The sequence below is a fragment of the Vibrio sp. Vb0937 genome (genome assembly GCF_033338855.1).
This window is the reverse complement of record NZ_JAWOTK010000035.1, coordinates 1-25,311: the sequence shown is the minus strand read 5'-3', so window position 1 is coordinate 25,311 and position 25,311 is coordinate 1. Positions and strand designations below refer to the sequence as shown.

The window sequence follows — 25,311 nt, the reverse complement described above, 5'->3', positions numbered from 1 at the left end:
ACACCTATGAAGGTGTTTAGTCAAGACGGGAAGCTGATCGCACAGTTCGGTGAAAAGCGTCGTATTCCTGTTACTTATGACGAAATTCCTCAAGACTTAATTCACGCGCTCATCGCAACCGAAGATAGCCGTTTCTACGAGCATCCTGGTATCGACCCTATCGGCATCACTCGTGCAGCTGTTGTTGTTGCGGTTTCAGGCTCGGCTAAACAGGGTGCAAGTACGATTACGCAACAGCTAGCTCGTAACTTCTTCTTATCTAATGAGAAGAAGATCATGCGTAAGATTAAAGAGATTTTTATTGCTATCCATATTGAGCAGCTTTTAAGTAAGCAAGAAATCATGGAGCTTTATGTCAATAAAATCTTCCTTGGTTACCGCTCATATGGCTTTGGTGCTGCCGCTCAAGTGTATTTTGGCAAGAGCCTTGATGAATTGACGTTAAGTGAGATTGCAACACTCGCTGGTATGCCAAAAGCGCCATCAACCATGAACCCAATTTACTCTCTTGAGCGCGCAACAAAACGCCGTAACGTTGTATTAATGCGAATGCTTGATGAGAAATACATTACACAAGAGCAGTATGACGAAGCACGCAATGAGCCTATTGTGGCGCGTTATCATAGCGCTGAGATTGAGCTTTCCGCACCTTACGTAGCAGAGTTGGCTCGTGCATGGGCAGTAAAAGAATACGGTGAAGAAGAAGCTTACACCTCTGGCTTGAATATCTACATGACTGTGGATTCTAAACTGCAAGATGCTGCAAATACGTCTGCGGTAGATAACCTCTTGTCATACGATGAACGTCATGGCTACCGTGGTGCAGAAAGTGTGCTTTGGAAAGAAGGGGAAGCGGCCTGGGACAATGAGCAAATAGAAAAGCACCTGAAGAAACAGCCAACTTATGGTGACCTTTACCCTGCGGTTGTGACGAAAGTCGATGATAAGACGGCACAAGTATGGGTTAAGAACCATGAAGAGCAAACCATCCCTTGGACTGGAATGCACTGGGCGCGTAAGTACATTACTGATAACCGCCAAGGCTCAACACCAAAGTCAGCGCATGATGTGCTAGCGACAGGTCAACAAGTTTGGGTTCGCGAAGTAAGTGAAACCGATGAAGATGACAACACAACACTGAGCTGGAAACTGAGCCAAGTGCCGACAGCAAACACCGCGTTTGTTGCGATGAACCCAGAAAATGGCGCGATATTGTCGCTGGTTGGTGGTTTCAACTTTGTTCACAGCAAGTTTAACCGTGCAACCATGTCAGTGCGTCAGGTTGGTTCAAGTATCAAGCCTTTCATCTACTCGGCAGCAATTGACAAAGGGCTGACTCTAGCCACTTTGATTAACGATGCGCCGATTAACAAGTGGGATGCAGGTTCTGGTTCAGCTTGGCGACCAAAAAACTCACCACCGACTTATGGTGGTCCAACGCGTCTTCGCCTCGGCTTAGCTCAATCAAAAAACGTCATGGCAGTGCGTACACTCCGTGAAGTTGGCCTCGAGGAGACACGTCAGTACCTTACTCGTTTCGGTTTTGATATTAACCAAGTACCACGCTCTGAGACCATCGCACTCGGAGCTGGCAGCTTAACACCAATGAAAGTGGCACAAGGTTACTCTGTGTTTGCGAACGGTGGTTATTACGTTGAACCATTCTATGTAGAACGCGTGGAAGATGCATTCGGTGAAGTACTGTTTAAAGCCAATCCAAAGAGTGTTTGTCATAAGGATTGTCCGCAAATGAGCGAGCAGCCAGAAAATCGCTACGCTGATGAATTTGGCGAACAAGACGTCGCAATTGATGGCCTAGCAACAGACAATGCCCTTGAAAATGATGAACCTCAATATGCACCGCAAGTTATCTCTGAACAGAATGCATTCTTAATGCGTGAGATGATGTACAGCAACATTTGGGGTGGCGGTAACTGGCGTGAAGGCACAGGTTGGAATGGTACAGGCTGGCGCGCGCAAAAACTTGGTCGTCGTGATATCGGGGGTAAAACGGGTACAACGAATGATTCCAAGGATGCTTGGTACAATGGCTATGGACCTGGTGTCGTTGCGATAGCTTGGGTTGGCTTTGATGATCACTCACGTGCACTTGGCCGCACCACTGTTAACAGCAACCTAGGGCAAGGCCAAATTTCTGGTGCCGAGTCGGGTGCGAAAACCGCAGAGCCTGCTTGGATTGACTTCATGCGTGTTGCGCTAGAAGGGACGCCGGAGCAAGGTAAAAATATTCCAGAGGATATTATTCGAGTTCGTATTGATCGCAACAGCGGTATGCTAACGCACAAGGTAGATAGCACATCAATGTTCGAATACTTTGAAAAAGGCACGGAGCCTACCGAATACGCTGGCGACCGTTTAGAAGATAGTATTTATTCTTCAGGCTCTGGCGCAGAAGAACTGTTCTAAATCACAAAAGCACAAGGGAGAGCATCAAGCTCTCCCTTTTTTATGTCTGCTTCTTATGCTGCAGCATTCAATGATGGATAAGAAGCCAACACCTCTTTAATCTTCGCTGCTAAAGCTTCAAACCTAGCTCGTAATGGTGAGCCCGGACGGTATACGAGAACGATATTACGCGAGGGGGTTGGGTTAACAGCTGGTACGTAGCATACGCCATCTTTTTGCTTCTCATTAGGGATAGAAAGCTGAGGCAATAACGTAATCCCCGCACCGGCAGCAACCATGTTGCGTAACGTCTCCAAGCTGGTGGCTTTAAAACGCTCATCGTCTTTTGCACCAGCGGCAAAACAAAAACCTAACGCTTGATCTCGCAGACAGTGGCCGTCTCCCAACGCTAAAACGGTTTTACCATTCAGCTCCAACATATCAACATGGTCGAGAGAGGCCCACTCGTGGTCACATGGCACTGCGACACTTAATGGCTCTTGATACACTTCGATCTCTTTAAATGGCGCAGTTTCATCAACCGAAGCTAAAACTAAGCAATCTAGTTTACCTTCTTCCAATTGACGCACTAATTGATGTGTCTGAGCTTCGTGCAGAAATAGCTCCAGCTCAGGAAATGCTTCTTTTATCTGCGGCAGAATTTTGGGTAATAGATAAGGCCCAACCGTCGGGATGAAACCAATATGCATCGGTCCAGTCATGGCTCCGCTTTGACCGCTTGCCATATCTCTGAAGGTTTTCACTTCACTTAAGATGCGTTTAGCCTGCTCCACCAGCTGTAACCCTGAATCGGTAAACAAAACACGTCGGCTGCTTCGCTCTAAAAGCGTGGTCCCGAGTTCATCCTCTAGTTTACGAATTTGCCCACTCAGTGTTGGCTGACTAACAAAACATGCCTCTGCCGCTTTGCGAAAGTGCTTATGTTCCGCAAGTGCAACTAAGTACTCAAAATCTCGAATATTCATAATTCACGCTTCGCTTCTTTAACAATAGCTAATACCTATCAAAACCATAACACCAAACGATTAGAGCTATCAAAGGATTTTTACAATAATGGGCTCAACAAAACGAAACAGAGCGACGAAAAACGCTAAGCTCTATACGCATAATTTAAAATAGTTAAAGGAAATCATTATGTTTGTATCTAAAGAAGGTCAACAAGTCCCTCAAGTTACTTTTCCAGTTCGTCAAGGTGACTCTTGGGTGAATGTAACGACCGATGAGCTATTTAAAGGTAAGACCGTTATCGTATTTAGCTTACCGGGTGCATTTACTCCAACCTGTTCATCAAGCCATCTACCTCGTTACAACGAATTGTTCCCTGTATTTAAAGAGCACGGAGTGGATGAGATTATTTGTGTCTCGGTCAATGATACGTTCGTGATGAATGCATGGAAACAAGACCAAGAAGCAGAAAACATTACCTTCATCCCGGATGGTAATGGTGAATTCACCGATGGCATGGGTATGTTAGTGGATAAAAACGACATCGGCTTTGGCAAACGTTCATGGCGTTACAGTATGCTAGTAAAAGATGGCGTAGTGGAAAAAATGTTCATTGAGCCAAACGAACCAGGCGACCCATTCAAGGTGTCAGACGCAGATACGATGCTGAACTACATAGCGCCTGACTACAAAACGCAAGAATCCATCACTGTGTTCACTAAACCAGGCTGCCCTTTCTGTATGAAAGCGAAACAAAATCTGATTGACCACGGTCTTCAATATGAAGAAGTGATTCTGGGTAAAGACGCAACAACAGTTAGTCTACGAGCTATATCTGGTCGCACGACTGTTCCACAAGTCTTTATCGGTGGCAAGCACATCGGCGGTAGCGAAGAGCTAGAAGCGTATCTAGGCTAAGCTGTCCATAGCCTACACCCTCGGTCTCCGGTGCCTTTTGGCTCGGAGGCCAACCCTAAACCACTTCTTCTACTAGTCTAGATAAGTAGTCATCTACCAATAAGGTGACTACTTATCCAGATTCAACTATCCAATTCACTCTCCAAGCTCAATGTAGCTAGCTTGGCTTAAAACAAAAGCGAGAGTTCACGATGAAACAAGTTAATGTCGACGTAGCGGTTATTGGTGGCGGGACGGCTGGTCTTGGTGCTTATCGAGCAGCAAAAGCTCATACCAACAGCGTGGTAATGATTGAGGGCGGTCCCTACGGAACAACCTGTGCTCGTGTCGGATGCATGCCGTCTAAGCTGTTAATTGCGGCAGCAGAAAGTGTTCATCAAATCGAAAAAGCACCTGGATTTGGGATACACCCGCAAGGTGAAGTACGAATTAACGGACGAGAAGTTATGGATCGTGTAAAGCGCGAACGCGATCGTTTTGTTGGCTTTGTGCTTGAAAGTGTCGATGATATTCCCGCTGAAGACAAACTATCGGGCTACGCGAAGTTTGCCGATGACCACACTCTCATCATAGATGATCATACTCAGGTCACCGCACAGCGCATTGTTATTGCGACAGGATCTCGTCCAGCATATCCGGCAGCTTGGAATGAACTGGGTGATCGCCTAGTGATTAACGATGATGTATTTGACTGGGATGACTTACCAGAGTCCGTGGCAGTATTTGGCCCAGGAGTCATCGGCCTTGAATTGGGTCAGGCTTTACACCGCCTAGGAGTAAACGTGAAGCTCTTTGGCATTGGAGGACAAGTGGGCCCACTGACAGACCCAGAGGTGATGGCGTATGCAGATAAAGCCTTTAAGGAAGAGTTCTACCTTGATGCAGATGTAAAAGTCGAAAGCATGAAACGCATTGCTTCGTCAGACAATGACGGCGAAGACAAGGTCGAAATCCAATTCATCAACCATGATGGCGAATTAGAAACTTTCGTTGTCGATTACGTATTGGCTGCAACGGGTCGTCGTCCAAACGTCGATAAGCTGACGATCGAGAACACCAATGTGGCGCTCGATGAACGTGGCGTACCAACGGCGGATCACTATACATTGCAAACTTCGGTAGAGAGCATCTTCATCGCAGGTGATGCAAGTAACCAAATTCCACTGCTGCACGAAGCCGCTGACCAAGGCCGTATTGCTGGAGACAACGCAGGCCGTTTCCCAGATATTCGTGCGGGTCTGCGTCGCTCACCAATTTCAGCCGTGTTCTCCGACCCTCAAATTGCTATGGTTGGCGAAACATATAAACAACTAGAAACACGTCTAGGCACATGTGGATGTTTCGCAACCGGTGAAGTCTCGTTTGAAAATCAAGGACGTTCGCGCGTCATGCTTCGTAATAAAGGCATTCTGCATGTCTACGGAGAGCAAGGCACTGGACGTTTTTTAGGTGCAGAAATGATGGGCCCGAATGCAGAGCATCTTGCTCACCTTTTAGCATGGGCGCACCAAAATAGGATGACGATTTCTGAGATGTTAGATATGCCCTTCTATCACCCAGTGATTGAAGAAGGCGTCCGCACCGCTCTACGTGATTTGAATGCAAAACTACACTTAGGGCCAGAAATGGTGAAACATTGTCTTGACTGCGGCCCTGGCTGCTAACGCTTTCAGGCTTCTATCTAAATATAAAGCAAAGCCTCGTCATCAACGAGGCTTTGCTTTACTACTTCGGCGCAATGAAATCTCTCTTACGCTGCCATCATTGCATAGCGGCTGACCATACAAATCGCGACAACACAGATCATAAAGAACCCACCAGCGATACTCAGCGCAAGTTTCAACTCTGTCGACATCATTATATTTCCTGTTAAAGACTGACAGCGCACCATACATCAATTACGTGCCACAAAGCTTTTACAAAGCTAACTTTCCATTTTTGGTTGTGTCATGGCGATCTAAGCCCGTGTAAGAAACGCTTTCCACCATTTAGTTAGATATATAATCTGAAGCAACACTAATGGTTTGGAAAACACTATGACTTGTCGCCGCTGCGAAGAACATTGGTTTTGGAAAAAACTTGGACGTTGCCAACGATGCTTGGATCAATTGACGGTACTTTCTGTACTGTGTTGGATTGTATGGTGGTTTACGCTCAAAGATGATCCACAAAGCATCGAGTCGATCGCTTTGATCTTTGCCGGCTTCGCTTTCAACGTTTTGTTGTTTTTACACTTATGGATGCGTTTTGTCATCTTGCCTTGGCAGCGTCGACGGGGACAAAAAAAGGCGAATAAAAAAGAGAAAAGTGACAGATAGAAAAAAGCCCCAAAACCAATGTCAGTTCTGGGGCTCTCTTAGATTCTTCTAAGAAAAAGCAGTGGTACTTTAATAGACCGGGCTTCCTCTCAAAGGTTCCAAATTTTTTCGATTTTTTTAGCGAATACTGATGTAAGTAAACAGGAAAATGACTATGTCATTGAATGCTAATAAAATCACTCCACAACTTCAGTTCATGCCACATGCGTTTTTTGGATCACTTGCTCCATTAAATTGATCTCAAGCGCTACCTCATCACATGCATGTTGACGTGGGCACTGATCGCAATCTTTCAGAACTTTCTCCGGCAGTAATGACTTCGATGTCGGTAAAAAGCTTTGCTTCATAAAGAACTCAGGCGTTCGCGTTAGAACAAAGACTTTCTTGATCGCCATCTGGCGCGCTTTCTCAACCAAATAGTTCACAATCGCACTGCCCTGCCCTTGGCCTTGCCAGCCCGCTTCGATACCAAGAGAGCGTATTTCAGCCAACCCTGAGTCATACACATATAGAGAAGCGCAACCCGTCACTTCACCATGATGCTCAGCCACCGCGAAAGAGCCAATATCTCTCACGAGCTCATTACGAGAGCGCGGAAGATTCTCACCAAGGTTCGCCCAGTAAGCAACCATACCTTCCAACGTTTCAATGTCCGTCAAACGTGCAGGACGCACTTTCACCGCCGAGCTGTCACGCTGGCTCAGGCGCTTATCCGCTTGTTCTACCGCGTAAGCGACCTGGTGAGGCGAAACACCCCCCAAAGCACAACGCTTTTCCAAACACGAATCGATAGTCAGAATGTCATACACATCATCTTCAATCACCTCAGAGAAGGCTTTTAGCTCTTGCAGAGACAATTCCTCCAGCGCACAGCCTTTAGCAATAGCACCAACGACCGCGACACCGACGATGTGGTGAGCTTCACGGAATGGGATGCCTTTCGCCACTAGGTAATCAGCCAACTCAGTCGAGTTTGCGTAACCTTGTTTCGCCGCTTCTAGTGTGCGCTCGCCATTCACTTTAATACCGTCAAAACACAGAGCTGCCATTTCCATGCAGTCGTTCCATGTATCTAAAGCGTCAAACAACCCTTCTTTATCTTCCTGCATGTCTTTGTTGTACGCCAATGGCAAGGCTTTAACTGTCATCATCATGCTCGATAATGCGCCATAGACACGCCCTGTCTTACCACGGATCAACTCAAGTGCATCTGGGTTTTTCTTCTGTGGCATTAATGACGAACCAGATGTCACCGTATCCGCTAACTCAATGAAGTTTGACTCGCCTGAATTGTAGAAGATCATATCTTCTGCAAGACGAGAAAGGTGAAGCATAGAAATCGACGCCACCGACATCAGTTCCATCACATGATCACGATCTGAAACCGAATCGAGTGAATTACGCGTAGCACGGTGGAAACCGAGATTATGTGCTAATTGTTCGCGATCAATCGGATAAGCCGTTCCCGCTAACGCACCCGAGCCAAGTGGACAAGTGTCGAGACGCTGTAAGGCATCATTCAGACGAGAGTAGTCACGCTCGAACATTTCAACATAAGCCAAGCACCAGTGAGCAAAGGTTACAGGTTGAGCACGCTGAAGATGAGTATAGCCTGGCAATACGGTGCCTTGGTGCTGTTTAGCAACATGGACCATTTGTGCTTGTAGGCGATCTAAAGCAATCAATAATTGCTGACCTTGCTGACGACACCAAAGTTTCAAGTCTGTGGCGACTTGGTCATTCCGAGAACGCCCAGTGTGGAGTTTTTTACCTAAATCTCCCACTTTACTGATTAGCTGCTGTTCAACCCAAGAGTGGATATCTTCTGCATCAGAGCGAAGAATTTGGTGAGGGTCTTCCATCACTTCTAACTTCAGCTCATTTAAAGCAAGTTCCAGTTTCTGCTGTTCTTCTGCCGATAGCACATCAACAGAAAGCAGAGCTTTAGACCATGCGATTGAACCTACGATGTCTTGCTCAGCCAATCGGTAGTCAAAACGCAACGAATCATTGAACTCTTTAAATCTGGTGTCTGCCGCTTGGGTAAATCTTCCGCCCCATAATGCCATTGCGTCTCTCCTGATGACTATTGCTTACTCTAACGTTCTCGAATGAGTAGTAACCAATTTGATGGTCATTTGCTCACTTTTTCTTATGGGTCAACGTTACGGCAATTTCGATAAAAAATAAAGTATAAATTCAATATTTTTACATATATATTCAAACTAACTTTAGATACCCGCTTTTAGAAACCAAAAGACCCGCCTATAAATGGCGGGTCTTTATTCAATCCGAGATGGATGTTAAGGGATTATTTCTTCTGGCTGTTCAATGCACGAATACGGCTTGATAGCGAGTAAAGACGGATAAACCCACCTGCATGGCTTTGGTCGTAAACTTCATCTTCACCAAAAGTCGCGAACTCTTCTGAATACAAGCTGTTGTCAGAACGTTTTTGCGTCACTGTCGCTTGACCTTTGTAGAGCTTAACAACCACTTCACCGTTAACGTCTTGCGCTAGCTCTTCTGAAGCGGCAAGGATCGATTTACATAGTGGCGTAAACCAACGGCCATCGTATACAAGGTGAGACGCTTTTAGACCTAGCTCCTCACGGAATTCGAATGATGATTTGTCTAGCACAAGCTGCTCTACAGCACGCAGCGCTTCCATCATGATGGTGCCTCCCGGTGTTTCATAACAACCACGAGACTTCATCCCAACAAGACGGTTTTCCACGATATCGATACGGCCAACACCGTGCTTAGCGCCCTTCTCGTTTAGGTAAACCAGTGCGTTGTATGGTGTCATCACTTCACCATCAACTTCGACCACTTCACCTTTTTCTACTTTCAGCGTGACGTATTCCGCTTCATTTGGCGCTTGCTCTGGGTCGACAGTCCACACCCAGCAGTCTTCGTTTGGTGCGTTCCACGTATCTTCTAAAACGCCGCCTTCCGTCGAAATGTGCCATGCGTTTGCATCACGTGAATAGATCTTAGTAAGAGACGCAGAGCAAGGAATATTACGCTCAGCTAGGTAATCCAAACACTCTTCACGGCTCACTAGGTCCCACTCACGCCAAGGTGCAATCACTTGTAAGTCCGGTGCTAGTGCTGCGAATGCGCCTTCAAAACGTACTTGGTCGTTACCTTTACCTGTACAGCCATGACACAGAGCGTCCGCGCCCACTTTACGTGCCACTTCAACCTGCGCTTTGGCAATGATTGGACGCGCCATTGATGTACCTAGCAGGTACTTACCTTCGTAGTACGCGCCGGTTTTTAGCGTTGGGTAAATGTAGTCTGCGACCATTTCTTCTTTCAAGTCAGCGATGTAGCACTCAGAAGCACCAGAGGCTTTTGCTTTCGCTTCAATGCCTTCTAGCTCTTCGGCACCTTGACCAACATCGGCAACGAAAGCCACTACTTCACAGTCGTAGTTCTCTTTTAGCCACGGGATGATTACTGAAGTATCTAGACCGCCTGAGTATGCGACTACCACTTTATTTACGTTCACTTTGCTCATGTTTTTTCTCCAAACTTAACTGGCGCTGCGCTCGGCGGTCAGTGCCAACTGCGACTTCCTAATATTGAATTCTTTTGCTGATGCTTATTGAGGCAAGAATTGAGTACCAATACTTTCACCAGCGAATAACTGTGCTAATTTTTCTGGGTAACGCCAGGTCGCGACTTCAATTGGACGGCCAAGATCATTGGCGGCCTCCAAAGCGGCTTTAACTTTGACGATCATGCCATCGGTGATCACATGTCCATCGATCAACGAGTTAGCTTGCTGCTCTGACAGGGTTTTGATCAAATGGCCTTTTCCATCTAATACACCACTCACGTCTGATAACAGGACCAACTCCGCATCTAATGCGCCCGCAACCGCGACTGCTGCTTGATCAGCATTCACATTCATCATCTGGCCATCTTTGGTTAAACCAATTGAACTGATGATCGGCAGTGCACCTGTGTTTAGCACCGCTTGTAATAGTGCTGAGTCACCCGGTGATGCTTTGCCTACCGCGCCGAGTTCTGGGTCAAGTTCTTCAACAAGACACAAACCACCATCCGCAAGGCTAAGGCCCACAGCGTTAAGACCGTCCGCAATCGCTTGACCTTGAAGTAACTTATTCGCAGTGCCTGCAAGCGCGCCTGCAATCACAGGAATTTGATCGTAAGGCGTTACGCGTAAACCGTTTTTCTTAACGGTTTCAAGCTGAAGCTTTGCCATCAACTCATCAACTAGGTAGCCACCGCCATGAACGATGGCGATTTGTCGCTGTGCCGATTTTTGGTAAGCCGCAATGGCACCAAAAAGTTGGCTTAAGGTTTGAGTGCATGATAGAGCTGCACCACCTAGCTTAATGACTAAAGGAGCTTGATTGGTTTGCGTCATCGCATTTCCCTCTTTCAACGACTACAGCAACGCTGTCAGTTCTGGGTAACCGTAATGAATATTGAGACATTGCATCGCTTGACTCGATGCACCTTTAAGTAGGTTGTCGATAGCTGAAATCACAATGATGTGTTCGCCTTGTACCTTCCAGCCGATATCACAGAAAGGGGTATTTTCGACATCCTGAATACGTGGAATACCGTCGCCTTTAAGACGCACCGCAGGCTTGCCTTGATAAGCTTGTTCAAACGCCTGTGCCACTTGTGCTTCTGTCACACCTTGCGCAAGCTTCATGGTGATAGTGGCAAGAATGCCGCGTTTAAAGTTGCCGAGGTGCGGAGTAAAAATCACATCGCAACCCAAGTGCTGAGCAATCTCTGGCTGGTGACGATGGTTAAATACACCATAAGGTTGCAAGCTCACTTCACAGAAGCTGTTAACCATGGAGGCTTTACGCCCTGCACCAGATACACCACTGGTTGCGTTGATCACTGGCCATTGGTTGGTATCGAGCAACGCATGTTCTAATAAAGGTTTGATTGCAAGCTGTGAAGCGGTTGGGTAGCAACCTGCTACTGCAATCAAAGGAGTGGTTTTTATTGATTCTTGGTTCCATTCTGCTAAGCCGTATGCTGCTTTATCTAGCCAGTTGTTATGTTGATGTGCGAAGCCATAAAAAGTGTCGTAAAAGCCTTCACTTTTCACACGGAATGCACCCGATAAATCGAATACCTGACAGCCTGCCTCCAAGAAAGTTGGGGCTAAATCATGGCTGACTTCGTGAGCCGTTGCCAAAAACACCACGTCCGATTCTTGAGCGATTTGCAGTGGATCCGTTAGTGGTAAAACTGGCATATCAATGATGCCCGCTAGCTTACCGTGCAGCTGCGCGATGCTCTTTCCCGCATCAACACTGTTGGCGGAAACGTATAAACCTGATAGCGTGAGTTGTGGGTGTTTATTAACCATTAACGCTAACTCTGCGCCGGTGTAACCGCTGGCTCCAATAATCGTGGTTTTTAGCATTGTGTAACATCCATATACTTAAAGGCTCAAATGACTATTCATATTTAATTTCTGCTTTATTTTGATTTTTTATTCATTAAATATGATTTAATATGTGTTTTACATTTTTGTGGTCTGTCTGTCAACAGGAGATTTGAAGAATCCATGCAATTACCAACTTTTCTAGAGGTCTATGAAGGACTCATCAGCACCTCTTCTATCAGCTCCACAGATCCGAGCTGGGATCAGGGCAATGCAAAAGTCATCGAAAAACTCGCATCTTGGTTTAAAGATCTGGGTTTTAGCGTTGAAGTGATCGAAGTCGAGCCAGGCAAGCACAATATGATCGCACGTATGGGAGAGGGAGAAGGTGGCCTTTTACTTGCTGGCCATAGTGATACCGTGCCATTCGATCAAGGGCGATGGAATTTTGATCCGCATAAACTGACGGAAAAAGACAACCGCTTCTACGGTTTAGGCACAGCAGACATGAAAGGCTTTTTCGCCTTTATTTATGAAGCAGTGAAGAAAGTCGATTGGAGCAAGCAGAGCAAACCACTCTACGTATTAGCCACTTGTGACGAAGAGACCACCATGTTGGGCGCGCGACATTTCACAGCAAACGCCCCATTTAAGCCGGATTACTGCATCATTGGTGAACCCACCAGCCTTGTACCAATTCGAGGTCATAAAGGGCATGTGGCAAATGCCATTCGCGTAACAGGCAAGTCCGGTCACTCATCGGACCCAGCGCTTGGCGTTAACGCTATTGAGATCATGCATGAAGTCATGTTCGCCATGATGCAACTGCGTGACAAATTGATTAAAGAATATCACCATCCGGGTTTTGCCATTCCAAGCCCTACCCTAAACCTTGGACACATTCACGGTGGTGACAGCGCTAACCGTATTTGTGGTTGCTGTGAGCTGCATTACGACGTGCGTCCTCTTCCTGGCATTAGCCTTGATGGTTTAGAGAACATGTTGCGCGGAGCATTAAAAGAAGTCGAAGCGAAATGGCCTGGGAGACTGGAGATTATTCCATTGCATGAGCCTATTCCGGGTTACGAATGCCAACATGACCACCCATTTATCGGTGGTGTTGAAGAGATCTGCCAAACCAGTTCAGAAACCGTGAACTACTGTACTGAAGCACCATTTCTACAACAGTTGTGTCCAACCTTGGTGCTCGGCCCTGGGTCAATCGACCAAGCCCATCAACCGGATGAGTTTCTATCCTTCGACTTTATCGACCCCACAATTGATGTGCTTTCAAAGGCAATGGTCAAGTACTGCTGTTAATACGCGTTTAAGCTCAAAAGTCTGTGCAGCTCGATTGAGCTGCATCTTTTTATCTTCACAATTTAGCGCTAGTCTTAACACTTATTTAACTTGTTATTTTGTAATTAATTTTCACTTCTTACTCTATGGCTGCCGTAAATTTGCTCTAAATCAGGAGACAGCGGAATAATTGCAAACTTAGTCTGCTTTATTTGACTATAACTGGTGCTTTTCGCTAGATTGGAGTCTTAACAAGGACAATGGATGTAGTTTTTTTACGAGGCAGGACGACAATGAACGAGAAATACGCCGCACTCAAAAGTAATGTGCGCATGTTAGGCCACTTATTGGGTAACACCATTCGCGATGCCCATGGCGAAGAAATCTTCGAGAAAGTGGAAACCATTCGTAAATTATCCAAATCAGCTCAAGCAGGGAATCAAGCAGACAGGGACAGCTTGATCGAAGAAATCAAACATCTACCTGATGAGCAGCTAACGCCCGTTACTCGCGCGTTTAACCAATTTCTAAACCTCACCAATATCGCTGAGCAATACCACACGATTTCACGCCATTGTGAAGAGCACATTTGCGAACCAGACGCGATTAACTCGCTGTTTTCTAAACTGGTACAAAACGATGTGAGCAAACTGGACACTGCCCAAGCGGTTCGTGATCTAAATATTGAATTGGTATTGACGGCTCACCCAACAGAAATTACGCGCCGCACGATGATCAACAAACTGGTCAAGATAAACGAGTGCTTATCAAAGTTGGAGCTAAGCGATCTTTCTTCTAAAGAGCGCAGAAAAACCGAACGCCGCCTAGAGCAACTGATTGCCCAAGGCTGGCATTCAGACGTGATTCGACAACAACGCCCAACTCCGTTGGATGAAGCAAAGTGGGGCTTTGCGGTCGTTGAAAACTCGCTATGGGAAGCCGTACCGGACTTCCTACGTGAGATGAATGACCGTCTAAAATCTTACCTTGGAGAAGGTTTACCCATTGATGCTCGCCCAGTGCACTTCTCCTCTTGGATGGGCGGTGACCGTGACGGTAACCCGTTTGTTACTCACAACGTTACGCGTGAAGTCTTACTTTTGTCTCGTTGGAAAGCCGCCGATCTTTATCTCAATGACATCAACGAGTTGATCAGCGAGCTGTCTATGACAGTTTCAAACGATCAAGTCCGTGAGCTTGCTGGCGAAGATCAGCACGAACCATACCGTGCGATCCTGAAGCAATTACGCACTCTGCTCAATGAAACCAAAGATACTCTCGATGCTAAGATCCACGGTCAAAAACTGGCCGTTAAAGCACCACTGCAAAAAGTCGAGCAACTTTGGGAACCGTTGTATGCCTGCTACCAGTCACTAAACGAATGTGGCATGGGTGTAATAGCCAACGGCTCACTACTGGATACACTACGCCGCGTAAAAGCATTTGGTATCCATCTTGTACGTCTTGATATCCGCCAAGAGAGCACGCGTCACTCAGATGTCTTGTCTGAACTAACTCGCTACTTAGGTATTGGTGATTACGAACAATGGAGTGAGCAAGATAAGATTGCTTTTCTAACTAACGAGCTGGCATCTAAACGTCCGCTTCTCCCTCGTGATTGGGAACCGTCTGAACCCGTCAAAGAGGTTTTGGATACCTGTAAGATTGTTGCAGCACAACCGCGTGAAGCGTTTGGCGCTTACGTTATTTCAATGGCACGTACCGCCTCTGACGTACTCGCCGTTCATCTACTGCTAAAAGAAGCAGGTTGCCCTTACCGCATGGATGTGTGTCCTCTGTTCGAAACGCTAGACGATTTGAACAACGCAGAATCGGTCATCAAGCAGCTTATGGGGATTGACCTTTACCGTGGTTTTATCCAAAACCACCAGATGGTCATGATTGGTTACTCTGACTCAGCGAAAGATGCAGGTGTTATGTCTGCAGGTTGGGCTCAGTATCATGCAATGGAATCGTTAGTTAAAGTGGCTGAAGAAGAAGGCGTTGAGCTAACTCTATTCCATGGTCGTGGGGGCACAGTCGGTCGCGGTGGCGCACCTGCGCATGCTGCGCTTTTGTCGCAACCACCAAAAAGCTTGAAAGGCGGTTTACGTGTAACAGAGCAAGGCGAGATGATCCGCTTTAAACTGGGACTCCCAGATGTCGCAGTAAACAGCTTTAACCTATATGCAAGTGCGATTCTGGAAGCCAACTTGTTACCGCCACCAGAGCCAAAACAAGAATGGCGCGACTTGATGGAAGTGCTATCAGAAGTAAGCTGTGAGTCTTACCGAAATGTGGTTCGTGGCGAGCCAGATTTCGTGCCTTACTTCCGCCAAGCAACACCAGAACTCGAACTCGGCAAGTTGCCACTTGGTTCTCGTCCTGCAAAACGCAACCCTAAGGGCGGAGTAGAAAGCTTACGTGCAATCCCGTGGATCTTCTCATGGAGTCAAAACCGTTTGGTACTTCCTGCATGGCTAGGCGCAGGTGAAGCGATTCAATACTCGATCGATAAAGGCCACCAAGCATTGCTCGAAGAGATGTGCCGCGAATGGCCATTTTTCTCAACTCGTCTCGGCATGCTGGAAATGGTGTACTCGAAGTGTAATATTGATATCTCTCGCTACTACGATGAGCGATTGGTGGATGAGTCGCTCCGTCCACTCGGTGAAAAGCTTCGTGCTCAGCTTCAAGAAGACATCAAAGCGGTACTGAATGTAGAGAACAATGAAAACTTGATGCAGCATGACCCTTGGGGACTCGAGTCTATTCGCTTACGCAATATCTACGTTGAGCCATTGAATATGCTACAAGCAGAGCTGCTATACCGCACGCGTCAAACCGAAGAAGCTTCTGCAAACTTGGAAGAAGCGTTGATGGTGACGATTGCTGGTATTGCTGCAGGTATGCGTAACACAGGCTAATCGTTTCATTTTTAATAAAAAGCTGGGCAAATGCTCAGCTTTTTTTTATCACAGGATAATCGCACCAAAACAAAAGTAGTCAAATAAACCACTAAAGACCCAAAAAATACCAAAACAAAAGAATAAAAAACCACAAGTTAACACTATTGATTATTATGTTAGTTTTTTAGGGTAATTTTGTCCTACTATTCCACTTCATGCTTATTATTTATATACTACTTGCCTGCTGAGAGCTCATAAATCCAATCATACCTGCTCCAGCCTTGATGGGACTCCCCATCTCTCTAGGTGATAAACGGCTTTAAGGTGACAGGACCAACATTGTTGGTGCTACTTATACATTAAAAAACTCAAGTGCCAGTAAGAGCGCAGCTGAAAGTATAAGTAGCTTGTTTACAAGTTTATTGACCATTTGGATTGAAGACATGTCATTACCACACGTAATCTTAACTGTTCTTAGCACTCGCGACGCAACCGGTTACGATATCACTAAAGAATTCTCTGCTAGCATCGGTTACTTCTGGAAAGCAAGCCACCAACAGGTGTACCGTGAACTCAACAAAATGGCTGAGAAAGAACTGGTTACTTGCGTATTAGAACCCCAAGAAGGCAAACCAGACCGCAAGGTTTACTCCATTACAGACGCTGGTCGCAGCGCTTTAGGAGAGTGGTTTGATCAACCAACTGCACACCCAACAGTTCGTGATGAGTTTTCAGCGAAATTGATGGCATGTGCCGTTCAACCTGCAGCTCCATTCCGTGACCAACTCGCCGAGCTAGTTGAAGAGTCTCGCAAACTGGTTTCTCACTACAAAGAAATTGAAGCGGCTTACTACGCAACGCCGTCAACTTTAGATAAACAAGCTCGCCTAGAACGTCTAACGCTTCGCCGTAACCTTCTGTTACGTGAAACTTGGATCACTTGGGCAGAAGAAGTTCTAACTGAACTTGAAGTGATTGGTTAAACTCCTTTTGCTTTGATAAAACGAAAAAGGCTTGCCACTTGGCAAGCCTTTTATCCTTTTGAAACCAGATTTACGCACCGACTACTGCGCGAGGACGAACACCCAACGTATGGCATAACGCGTAAGTCATCTCTGCACGGTTTAGTGTGTAGAAGTGAAAGTCCTTAACCCCTTCACGACTCAGTACACGCACCATATCAATAGCTTGGCTAGCTCCTACAAGCTGGCGAGTCACCGGATCATCATCCAAACCATCGAATTGTTTGCTCATCCATCCTGGTACTTTCACGTTGTTCTGTGCCGCAAAGCGAGAAGCTTGCTTAAAGTTCGATACAGGCAAAATTCCTGGCACAATTTCTACGTCAATTCCTGCTGCGACACAACGGTCACGGAATCGCAGGTAAGACTCAACGTCAAAAAAGAACTGAGTAATAGCACGGTTTGCACCTGCATCTACCTTACGTTTTAGGTTCAATAAGTCAGACTGAGCGCTTTTAGCTTCAGGGTGAACCTCAGGGAATGCAGCAACGGAGATATCGAAATCGTGGCGTGATTTCAGCAGCTCAACCAAATCCGAGGCATACATATCAGGCGCACCGCCACCTGGAGGAATATCACCACGCAGAGCGACGATATTTTCAATACCATTGTTCCAATAATCATCGGCAATATTAATCAACTCTTCACGAGTCGCATCAATACAAGTGAGATGGGGAGCGGCAACCAATCCGGTTGTGGCTTTAATTTCTTTAATGATGGAGTGTGTTCTGTCACGCTCGCCGGAGTTCGCACCGTAAGTCACAGAAACAAATTTAGGTTGAAGCGTTTTAAGACGGTGCACTGAATTCCAAAGTGTTTCTTCCATCTTAGCGCTGCTTGGCGGAAAAAACTCAAACGATACATTGATGTTATCTGATAACTCAGCAATATTCTGGTTCAAGGCGTCGATATGGCCTGCGTGCGTATATCCCATCTTACTCTCCCTGCGGCACTCCGCCACGAAAACAAATCCTTAAAATCGACGTTTAGACGTCTATATGTCTACAGAATGTATTGAATACGATTTAATGTCAACCTTGTAATTATGAATTTTTCTCACGTTAATAATGAAGATAGTTCAAGTTTCTACTTGAGCATCATCTCACCATTTTGCACGGGTTATGACTTCAGTATGGCACTGATAGGGGAATAAAAAACCCTGGATTAATTCCAGGGTTTTAGGTCAATCGCAACTTTAAAATAAACCAGCCAATCGGTTGAGGTCGGATTGAATAGCGCCGGCTGTCACTTCTCTGCCTGCGCCTGGTCCTCGAATGACCAGAGGGTTATCTTTGTACCACTTGCTCTCTATGGCAAAAATGTTATCGCATGGCAATAAGTTGGCGAGCGCGTGCTCACGAGATAACGCTTCGACTCCCACCGTTGCTTTACCATTTTTTTCTAAACGCGCCACATAGCGAAGCACTTGATCGTTTCTCTGTGCTTTTGTCAGACGCTCTTGAAGTATTTCACTCAACAACGCTCCATTATCGAAGAAATCATCTAAGCTCAGTTCTCTTAATTCTTCTGGAACCAAAGACTCAACTTTAACGCTGTCTGGTTCTATATCTAGGCCCGACTCTCGAGCCAAGATGACTAACTTACGCATTACATCGGAGCCATCTAAATCAGAACGAGGGTCAGGTTCGGTTAACCCTTGCTGCCAAGCAAGATCGACTAAATCATTAAATGGCACAGAACCATCAAACTGTTGGAACAGCCATGATAACGTCCCCGAGAAAATCCCCGATAGAGCGACGATTTCATCCCCACTTTCACGAAGATCTCGCACGGTATGGTTTATCGGTAACCCAGCACCAACCGTTGCGTTGTATAGCCAATGACGACCAATTTTAGCGAATGCATCTTGAACCTGATGGTAGTACTGACTATCTGCGGAACCGGCCACTTTGTTAGCGGAAATCAAATGAATGCCTTGCTGTGCGATTTCTACGTAGCGCTGAGCTAACTCTTTACTCGCGGTAACATCAAGCACGACGGCTTCATCATAGCTTTTAAGCGCTCCCAAACGTGCCAGCCAATCCCCATTGTTTGCTATGCTTTCATCATCAAATCGTTCAGCAACACTCGCCGCCTCAATACCTTGCTCATCGAACCAATAGGTTTGGCTATCCACAACCGCGACAAGATCAAAGCTCATACCATGACGTTTTTCGAGCTCACTTTTTTGCGTAGCAAATAAATTTAGCCAACTAGAACCAATATTACCCTTGCCACATAAAGCCACTGCCACGCGTTTTTGCGCTTGGAACAACTGGCTATGAATCGTTTGAACCAACGCCTCGGTATCAGTACGGCGCAAAACAGCGACTAGGCTCAGCCCTGAGTCTGTTTCAGAGATAAATTCTACCGGAGAGTGCTTTAGCTTCTGATAAAAGCCAAAGCAATGATTGGCGTTTTTCGTAACGCCTGCACCTACCGCAGCTAAGAGCGAGTAACCTTCTTTTAGCTTAATTTCTGCCTCTACCGCAAGCTCTTGCAAGTGTTTCAATGCACCACCGGCGATTTCTGCGGTGTAAGCCAAGCGTAGCGTATGCTGATCGGATTGAGCTTCAAATGCCAATGGCTCTAATTGCGCGCGCTGCAACGCTTGTAATACATCACTCTGTGTTTTTTCGAAGTCGTGCCCATGCATGAAAGACAACTGCACCAATAAAACATCATCCAGTGAAGTAATAATTTTAGCGCCACGACCAGATGCCAATACACGCTCAATACGAGTAGAACCCGACTCTGGCAGATAGCTACACTTGAGATTAAGGTCCATGGTACTTTGCGCCACAGGCTGAAGCGTACGACTGTGTAGCACTGGGGCAGCTAAGCGAGCAAGTTCACTGGCTTCATCCAATCGAAGTAACGGTAATAAACAAGCGTCAGACACCAAACGTGGATCGGCACTATAGACACCAGCAACATCACTCCAAATCGTGACAGTACTGACTTCAGCAAGCGCGCCTATGACCGTTGCAGAATAGTCAGAGCCGTTACGACCAAGTAGGATGGTTTCTCCTGCCTCGTTCTGAGCCATAAAGCCAGTAATTACCACAAGTTTATGGTTATGCTGCGCGAGGTTCTCTTTAATTAAAGGGTATGAACGAGCGCGATCAACCTCTGGTTGAGTTCCCGCTTCTGCACGTAAAAACGCTCGTGCATCTTGTGCAACCGCAGGGATAGAACGTTGAGATAATAACGCGGCCAATAGGCGAGCAGACCATACTTCTCCGTGTCCCAGTACCGCAGCTTTTTGCGCATTAGTGAGTGGTGCAGTTAGCTCCGAGAGAGTACTGAACTCATCATGTAATAAAGCTAACAGCTCTTCTTTTGCTTCACTCTCCAACAAGCTTTCTATTAGCTCAGTTTGGAACTGTCTCAAGCTTTGAAGCGCTTCATGCGCAATTCGGCCATCTTTACTTAACCCTTCCAAAAACTCAATCAAGCGGTTAGTGGTTTTTCCTGCAGCAGATACGACCACAAGATCATTTTCTGTCGAATACTCCTTGAGAATACCCACAACGCGTAAGTAGCATTCTGGGTTTGCTAAGCTACTGCCACCAAACTTATGCAGCTGACGTTGTACAGTCATTGTTATCGTCTCCTATTACTGGGTAGCTTTAGCGAACGCTTGTTCTAAATCTGTGATGAGGTCTTGTGCATCTTCCAAACCGACAGACAAACGCAATAGTTGATGAGAGACCCCAGCCTCCGCCAGAGCCTCCTCACCCATTGCACGGTGCGTCATGGATGCCGGGTGGCAAATCAAACTTTCTACACCACCTAATGATTCAGCTAATGAAAACAGTTGGAGCTCTTTCACAAACACCTTTAACTGCTCAAACGAACCAGCAAACTCAAAACTCAACATAGAGCCAAAGCCCGTTTGCTGCTTTTTAGCGATGTCATGACCTGGATGTTCCGGCAGGCTTGGATGATAGATAGTTTTAACTAACGCTTGTTTCTGTAGGTAAGCCAGTACCTGCTGTGAGCTCTCTTCATGAACTTTCATACGAGCACCAAGCGTACGAATACCTCGCAGTGTCATGTAACTATCGAAAGGTGTGCCCGTTGCACCAATACAATTGCCCCACCATGCAAGCTCTTCTGCATGCGCTTCTGTGTTGGTGATGATTACCCCACCAATTACGTCCGAATGACCGTTGATGTACTTTGTTGTGGAGTGGATAACAAAATCCGCACCTAGCTCTAAAGGTTTTTGGTACACGGGTGTCAAAAAGGTATTGTCCACCGCAACTAACGCGCCGACTTGTTTCGCTTTTTCACAGGTAGCTGCAATATCCACTACGCGAACCAGAGGGTTTGACGGAGTTTCTAGCAAAATGAGTTTTGGTTTTTGTGCCAATGCAGCATCTAAAGCCTGTTCGTCTGATTGATCGACAAACTGAACCTTAAAATCGCCTTTGCTAGCTCGGGTATTAAAAAGACGATAGGTGCCGCCATAACAATCGTGAGGAGCAATAATGAGATCATCTGGGCCGAGAAAAGCGGAAACCCATAAATTTAATGCCGACGTACCGCAGTTAGTAACAACCGCTCCTTTTCCAGACTCAAGTTCAGATAGCGCACTTTCCAACAGTCCGCGGTTTGGATTACCAGATCGTGTGTAATCATACTTGGGCACTTCACCAAAAGCAGGAAAACCATAGTTAGTGGAAAGATAAATAGGTGGAACGACAGCATGATATTGGCTGTCTGATTCAATACCAGTGCGTACTGCAATGGTCGCAGGTTTGCGAGTGCTCATGGGTGTATCCTTTCACGGGTAATGACTTCTAAATAGGAATGCGCTATATCTAATGAGTAACATAAAGTGATCAACACGCTTCCTTTGCTGTTATGTTCACTTTACTCGTCAAAAAATGAGACGTCAACACTTCTAGACGTCTATATGTCTTTGCTTATGGCGGTAAATGCAGCTAAAATCAGCACCTAAATTATTTTTAACCGATTACATAAATGAAGGTGTGCAATGGCTGACTGGAATGGCGAATACATTAGCCCATATGCAGAGCACGGCAAAAAAAGCGAACAAGTAAAAAAAATTACCGTCTCTATCCCGCTAAAAGTTTTAAAGGTGCTAACTGATGAGCGTACTCGCCGTCAGATCAATAACTTACGCCATGCAACCAATAGCGAATTGCTATGCGAGGCATTTTTGCACGCGTACACAGGTCAGCCACTTCCGACAGATGAAGACCTTCGTAAAGACCGTCCTGATGATATTCCAACAGAAGTAAAAGCGCTGATGACGGAAATGGGCATCGAATTTGAGTCATTCGACGAAGAATAAAAAAGCCTGATAAGAGGTTTCAGGTAATAACTCTTGCCTCGAGCCAAATGAATGACATAAAAAATGGGACGCAATAGCGTCCCATTTTTTATGTATCACATCTGAAAGATATATTACTCTGCCATGTAGTTTTCAGGCATCTCGATACGAGCTACACCTGAATTAACCGCCGCCTGAGCAACCGCTTTTGCAACACGTGGTAGCAAACGTGAATCCATTGGTTTTGGAATAATATAGTCCGCACCAAACTCTAGCTTATCAACACCTGCAGCCTTCAATACGGCTTCAGGTACAGGCTCTTTTGCTAGCTCACGAATCGCCTCAACGGCTGCAAGTTTCATTTCATCATTGATTTCACTTGCACGCACATCAAGAGCACCGCGGAAAATGAATGGGAAACACAATACGTTGTTAACTTGGTTAGGATAATCACTACGGCCAGTACCCATGATCAAGTCATCACGAACTGCGTGAGCAAGTTCCGGCTTGATTTCAGGATCCGGGTTAGAACATGCGAATACGATTGGCTTATCTGCCATCAACTTCAACGCTTCCGCTGGCAATAGGTTTGGACCAGATACACCTAGGAACAGATCTGCACCTTCAATCACGTCTTCTAGTGTGCGCTTATCTGTATTGTTCGCAAATAGCTGCTTATATTCATTAAGATCATCACGACGAGTGTGAATCACACCTTTGCGATCTAGCATGTAGATTTTTTCGCGCATTGCGCCGCATTTGATCAGAAGCTCCATACACGCTACAGCGGCAGCGCCAGCGCCAAGACAAACAATTGTTGAATCTTCAAGTTTCTTACCTTGAAGTTCGATTGCATTCAGCATACCCGCTGCCGTTACAATAGCAGTACCATGTTGATCATCGTGGAATACTGGTACATCACAACGTTCAATCAGACGCTTTTCAATCTCAAAACAGTCTGGTGCTTTAATATCTTCAAGGTTGATACCGCCAAAAGTGTCTGCAATGCTCGCAACAGTATCAACAAATTCATCGATCGTGCGGTGCTTAACTTCAATATCAATAGAATCAAGACCTGCAAAACGCTTAAACAGTAACGCTTTACCTTCCATCACTGGCTTAGATGCAAGTGGACCTAGGTTACCTAGACCTAGAATAGCGGTACCGTTAGAAATAACAGCAACCATGTTCCCTTTTGCAGTGTACTTGTACACGTTATCCGGGTTTTGTGCGATTTCACGCACTGGCTCTGCAACACCAGGGCTGTAAGCAAGGGCAAGATCACCCGCCGTTTCCGCAGGCTTTGTCAGTTCGACAGCAATCTTTCCTGGAGTTGGATAAGCATGGTAATCCAATGCTTTTTGGCGATGTTCTTCTTCTGGAGTGGCTGCTTGGTGGTTGTCTTCAGACATGGACGTTTCTCTTTTTTATTTTTAGGTAAGGGGGCATAAATTCTATCGGATAGAAATCAAACTTCATAGGCAAGATTGCGAGCAATATCCTTAAAAAGCCGATAATAAAAGAGATTAGACCAGATAACGGGGTTAAGCACCTGATTTTCGAGTCAGGTGCTCTTTCTTCTTACTATTATTGGAGTATGCAAACTCAGAAAGTATCGTTACTCTTCGTCCACGTATTGCGCTTGGAGATAATTCTCAATACCAGACATTTCAATCAAGCCAAGTTGCGTCTCTAGCCAATCAACATGTTCTTCTTCATCTTCAAGAATATCTTGGAAGAGATCTCGAGACACATAATCTCGAATGTCTTCAGCGTAGGCAATCGCATCTTTTAAATCTGGAATAGCCGCCATTTCAAGCTTTAAGTCACACTCGAGCATTTCCTTGGTATCTTCACCAATCATCAACTTACCTAAATCTTGTAGGTTCGGTAGGCCTTCAAGGAACAAAATACGCTCAATTAGATGATCGGCATGCTTCATCTCATCGATAGATTCGTGATATTCCTTGTCTGCTAGGTGCTTTAAGCCCCAGTCTTTATACATTCGGGCGTGAAGAAAATACTGATTAATAGCGACGAGCTCGTTACCGAGCACTTTATTGAGATGTTGAATGATGATTGGATCGCCTTTCATGACAAAACCCTCCTCTTTGGCTTCATTTAAATGTAGAAGCAAATGAGAAGGTGTCAAAATGTAAGGCAAATAATTACTGCATACTTACAGCAATTAGCTGGCTTGTTTAAATTCCGTGTAACTAGTTTCCGCTAAAATTTCCTTGGCCTGTCTGATGCACTTACCACATTGGCTGCCCAATGCCGTGCACTTTTTGATTCCTTTAATATCTGTTACGCCTTCATCTATCGCCAACTTCCTAATTTTTTTGTCGGAGACACCATGGCAAAGACAAACGTACATACTCAAAAAACCTATAAAACTAATCTGTGACAAACAATATAAACAAGAATAGTTCTTGTTACCAGTCGCATTATGGTGTCCGCTCAGAATATTTGGTTATAACGATTTTACCGCTGCAGGAAAAGATCAAAGGGTTAAGAGGGGTGAGTAAAAGCGTTAAGAAACAAAGCCGGTAAAACTCTGTTTTTAAATCGAAAAAGTGACGTCTTTTATTTCAACACTTATAACTAAATGTAATCTAGAAATGAAAAAGGGAAGCCTAAGCTTCCCTTTTCGATGCGCTTTCTTCAAAAAGAAGAACAGTGCAAGATTTCGTTTAATTCGTTATGAATTAGTCGAAGATCTTAGCAACAACACCAGCACCTACTGTACGGCCACCTTCACGGATCGCGAAACGTAGAC

At 45.7% G+C, this 25,311-nt stretch carries 19 protein-coding genes and 1 pseudogene; 8 read left to right on the top strand and 12 right to left on the bottom strand.

Translation table 11 applies throughout. The features are described 5' to 3' along the window. The coding region (locus tag R7P67_RS21405; RefSeq protein ID WP_318086059.1) for a PBP1A family penicillin-binding protein at nt 1-2,427 on the top strand (2,427 nt) is incomplete at its 5' end. 53 nt (nt 2,428-2,480) lie between these two features. On the opposite strand, the gene oxyR is transcribed toward R7P67_RS21405, so the two are convergent. Further along, entirely contained in the window at nt 2,481-3,392 is a 912-nt protein-coding gene (oxyR, locus tag R7P67_RS21400; protein ID WP_005381326.1) for a DNA-binding transcriptional regulator OxyR, read from the bottom strand. A gap of 169 nt (nt 3,393-3,561) precedes the next feature. Here oxyR and R7P67_RS21395 point away from each other — a divergent pair, with 169 nt between their 5' ends. The 3 genes from R7P67_RS21395 (at nt 3,562) to R7P67_RS21385 (ending at nt 6,608) form a co-directional block, all read left to right on the top strand. After that, entirely contained in the window at nt 3,562-4,290 is a 729-nt protein-coding gene (locus R7P67_RS21395; RefSeq protein WP_005382781.1) for a redoxin family protein, read from the top strand. A gap of 191 nt (nt 4,291-4,481) precedes the next feature. Continuing rightward, nucleotides 4,482-5,954 (top strand): dihydrolipoyl dehydrogenase, encoded by a 1,473-nt coding sequence (locus R7P67_RS21390; RefSeq protein WP_005382783.1) that lies wholly within the window; start codon nt 4,482-4,484, stop codon nt 5,952-5,954. Nucleotides 5,955-6,326: 372 nt separating this feature from the next. Next, a complete protein-coding gene (locus R7P67_RS21385; protein ID WP_017633527.1) occupies nt 6,327-6,608 on the top strand; it encodes a DUF3624 domain-containing protein in 282 nt (93 codons plus the stop codon). A 194-nt stretch (nt 6,609-6,802) separates the two neighbouring features. Here R7P67_RS21385 and argH read toward each other — a convergent pair whose 3' ends face one another. From argH to argC, 4 genes are all read right to left on the bottom strand, one after another. Next, nucleotides 6,803-8,677, bottom strand: a complete 1,875-nt coding sequence (argH, locus tag R7P67_RS21380) for an argininosuccinate lyase (RefSeq protein ID WP_017633526.1) — start codon at nt 8,675-8,677, stop codon at nt 6,803-6,805. A gap of 242 nt (nt 8,678-8,919) precedes the next feature. After that, the gene (locus R7P67_RS21375) at nt 8,920-10,134 is read right to left on the bottom strand and encodes an argininosuccinate synthase (protein ID WP_005381332.1); all 1,215 of its coding nucleotides are present in this window, start codon (nt 10,132-10,134) and stop codon (nt 8,920-8,922) included. 84 nt (nt 10,135-10,218) lie between these two features. After that, entirely contained in the window at nt 10,219-11,010 is a 792-nt protein-coding gene (gene argB, locus R7P67_RS21370) for an acetylglutamate kinase (RefSeq protein WP_005381333.1), read from the bottom strand. 21 nt (nt 11,011-11,031) lie between these two features. Next, nucleotides 11,032-12,036 (bottom strand): N-acetyl-gamma-glutamyl-phosphate reductase, encoded by a 1,005-nt coding sequence (argC, locus tag R7P67_RS21365; RefSeq protein WP_017633525.1) that lies wholly within the window; start codon nt 12,034-12,036, stop codon nt 11,032-11,034. Nucleotides 12,037-12,180: 144 nt separating this feature from the next. On the opposite strand from argC, the gene argE reads away from it, so the two are divergent. From argE to R7P67_RS21350, 3 genes are all read left to right on the top strand, one after another. After that, a complete protein-coding gene (gene argE, locus R7P67_RS21360; RefSeq protein ID WP_005381335.1) occupies nt 12,181-13,317 on the top strand; it encodes an acetylornithine deacetylase in 1,137 nt (378 codons plus the stop codon). 272 nt (nt 13,318-13,589) lie between these two features. Further along, complete coding sequence (gene ppc / locus R7P67_RS21355) at nt 13,590-16,223, top strand: phosphoenolpyruvate carboxylase (RefSeq protein ID WP_262654172.1); 2,634 nt, start codon at nt 13,590-13,592, stop codon at nt 16,221-16,223. Nucleotides 16,224-16,648: 425 nt separating this feature from the next. Then, the gene (locus R7P67_RS21350; protein ID WP_005382791.1) at nt 16,649-17,188 is read left to right on the top strand and encodes a PadR family transcriptional regulator; all 540 of its coding nucleotides are present in this window, start codon (nt 16,649-16,651) and stop codon (nt 17,186-17,188) included. A 70-nt stretch (nt 17,189-17,258) separates the two neighbouring features. On the opposite strand, the gene metF is transcribed toward R7P67_RS21350, so the two are convergent. The 3 genes from metF to R7P67_RS21335 form a co-directional block, all read right to left on the bottom strand. Next, the gene (gene metF, locus R7P67_RS21345; protein WP_005381345.1) at nt 17,259-18,161 is read right to left on the bottom strand and encodes a methylenetetrahydrofolate reductase; all 903 of its coding nucleotides are present in this window, start codon (nt 18,159-18,161) and stop codon (nt 17,259-17,261) included. 261 nt (nt 18,162-18,422) lie between these two features. Further along, the gene (locus tag R7P67_RS21340) at nt 18,423-20,831 is read right to left on the bottom strand and encodes a bifunctional aspartate kinase/homoserine dehydrogenase II (RefSeq protein WP_262654170.1); all 2,409 of its coding nucleotides are present in this window, start codon (nt 20,829-20,831) and stop codon (nt 18,423-18,425) included. Nucleotides 20,832-20,846: 15 nt separating this feature from the next. Beyond that, nucleotides 20,847-22,007, bottom strand: coding sequence for an O-succinylhomoserine (thiol)-lyase (locus R7P67_RS21335; protein WP_017821741.1), 1,161 nt, complete (start codon nt 22,005-22,007; stop codon nt 20,847-20,849). A 225-nt stretch (nt 22,008-22,232) separates the two neighbouring features. On the opposite strand from R7P67_RS21335, the gene metJ reads away from it, so the two are divergent. Further along, complete coding sequence (metJ, locus tag R7P67_RS21330; RefSeq protein WP_005381353.1) at nt 22,233-22,553, top strand: met regulon transcriptional regulator MetJ; 321 nt, start codon at nt 22,233-22,235, stop codon at nt 22,551-22,553. A gap of 113 nt (nt 22,554-22,666) precedes the next feature. Here the strand turns inward: metJ and R7P67_RS21325 are convergent, their stop codons facing one another. The 4 genes and pseudogenes from R7P67_RS21325 to R7P67_RS21310 form a co-directional block, all read right to left on the bottom strand. After that, complete coding sequence (locus R7P67_RS21325) at nt 22,667-23,944, bottom strand: malic enzyme-like NAD(P)-binding protein (protein WP_005381358.1); 1,278 nt, start codon at nt 23,942-23,944, stop codon at nt 22,667-22,669. Nucleotides 23,945-24,150: 206 nt separating this feature from the next. Next, entirely contained in the window at nt 24,151-24,627 is a 477-nt protein-coding gene (gene bfr / locus R7P67_RS21320) for a bacterioferritin (protein WP_005381359.1), read from the bottom strand. A gap of 93 nt (nt 24,628-24,720) precedes the next feature. After that, nucleotides 24,721-24,909: a (2Fe-2S)-binding protein gene (locus R7P67_RS21315; RefSeq protein ID WP_005381360.1), complete on the bottom strand. Its 189-nt coding sequence runs from the start codon at nt 24,907-24,909 to the stop codon at nt 24,721-24,723. A gap of 331 nt (nt 24,910-25,240) precedes the next feature. Beyond that, a pseudogene (locus tag R7P67_RS21310) lies at nt 25,241-25,311 on the bottom strand (elongation factor Tu); the annotation flags it as partial.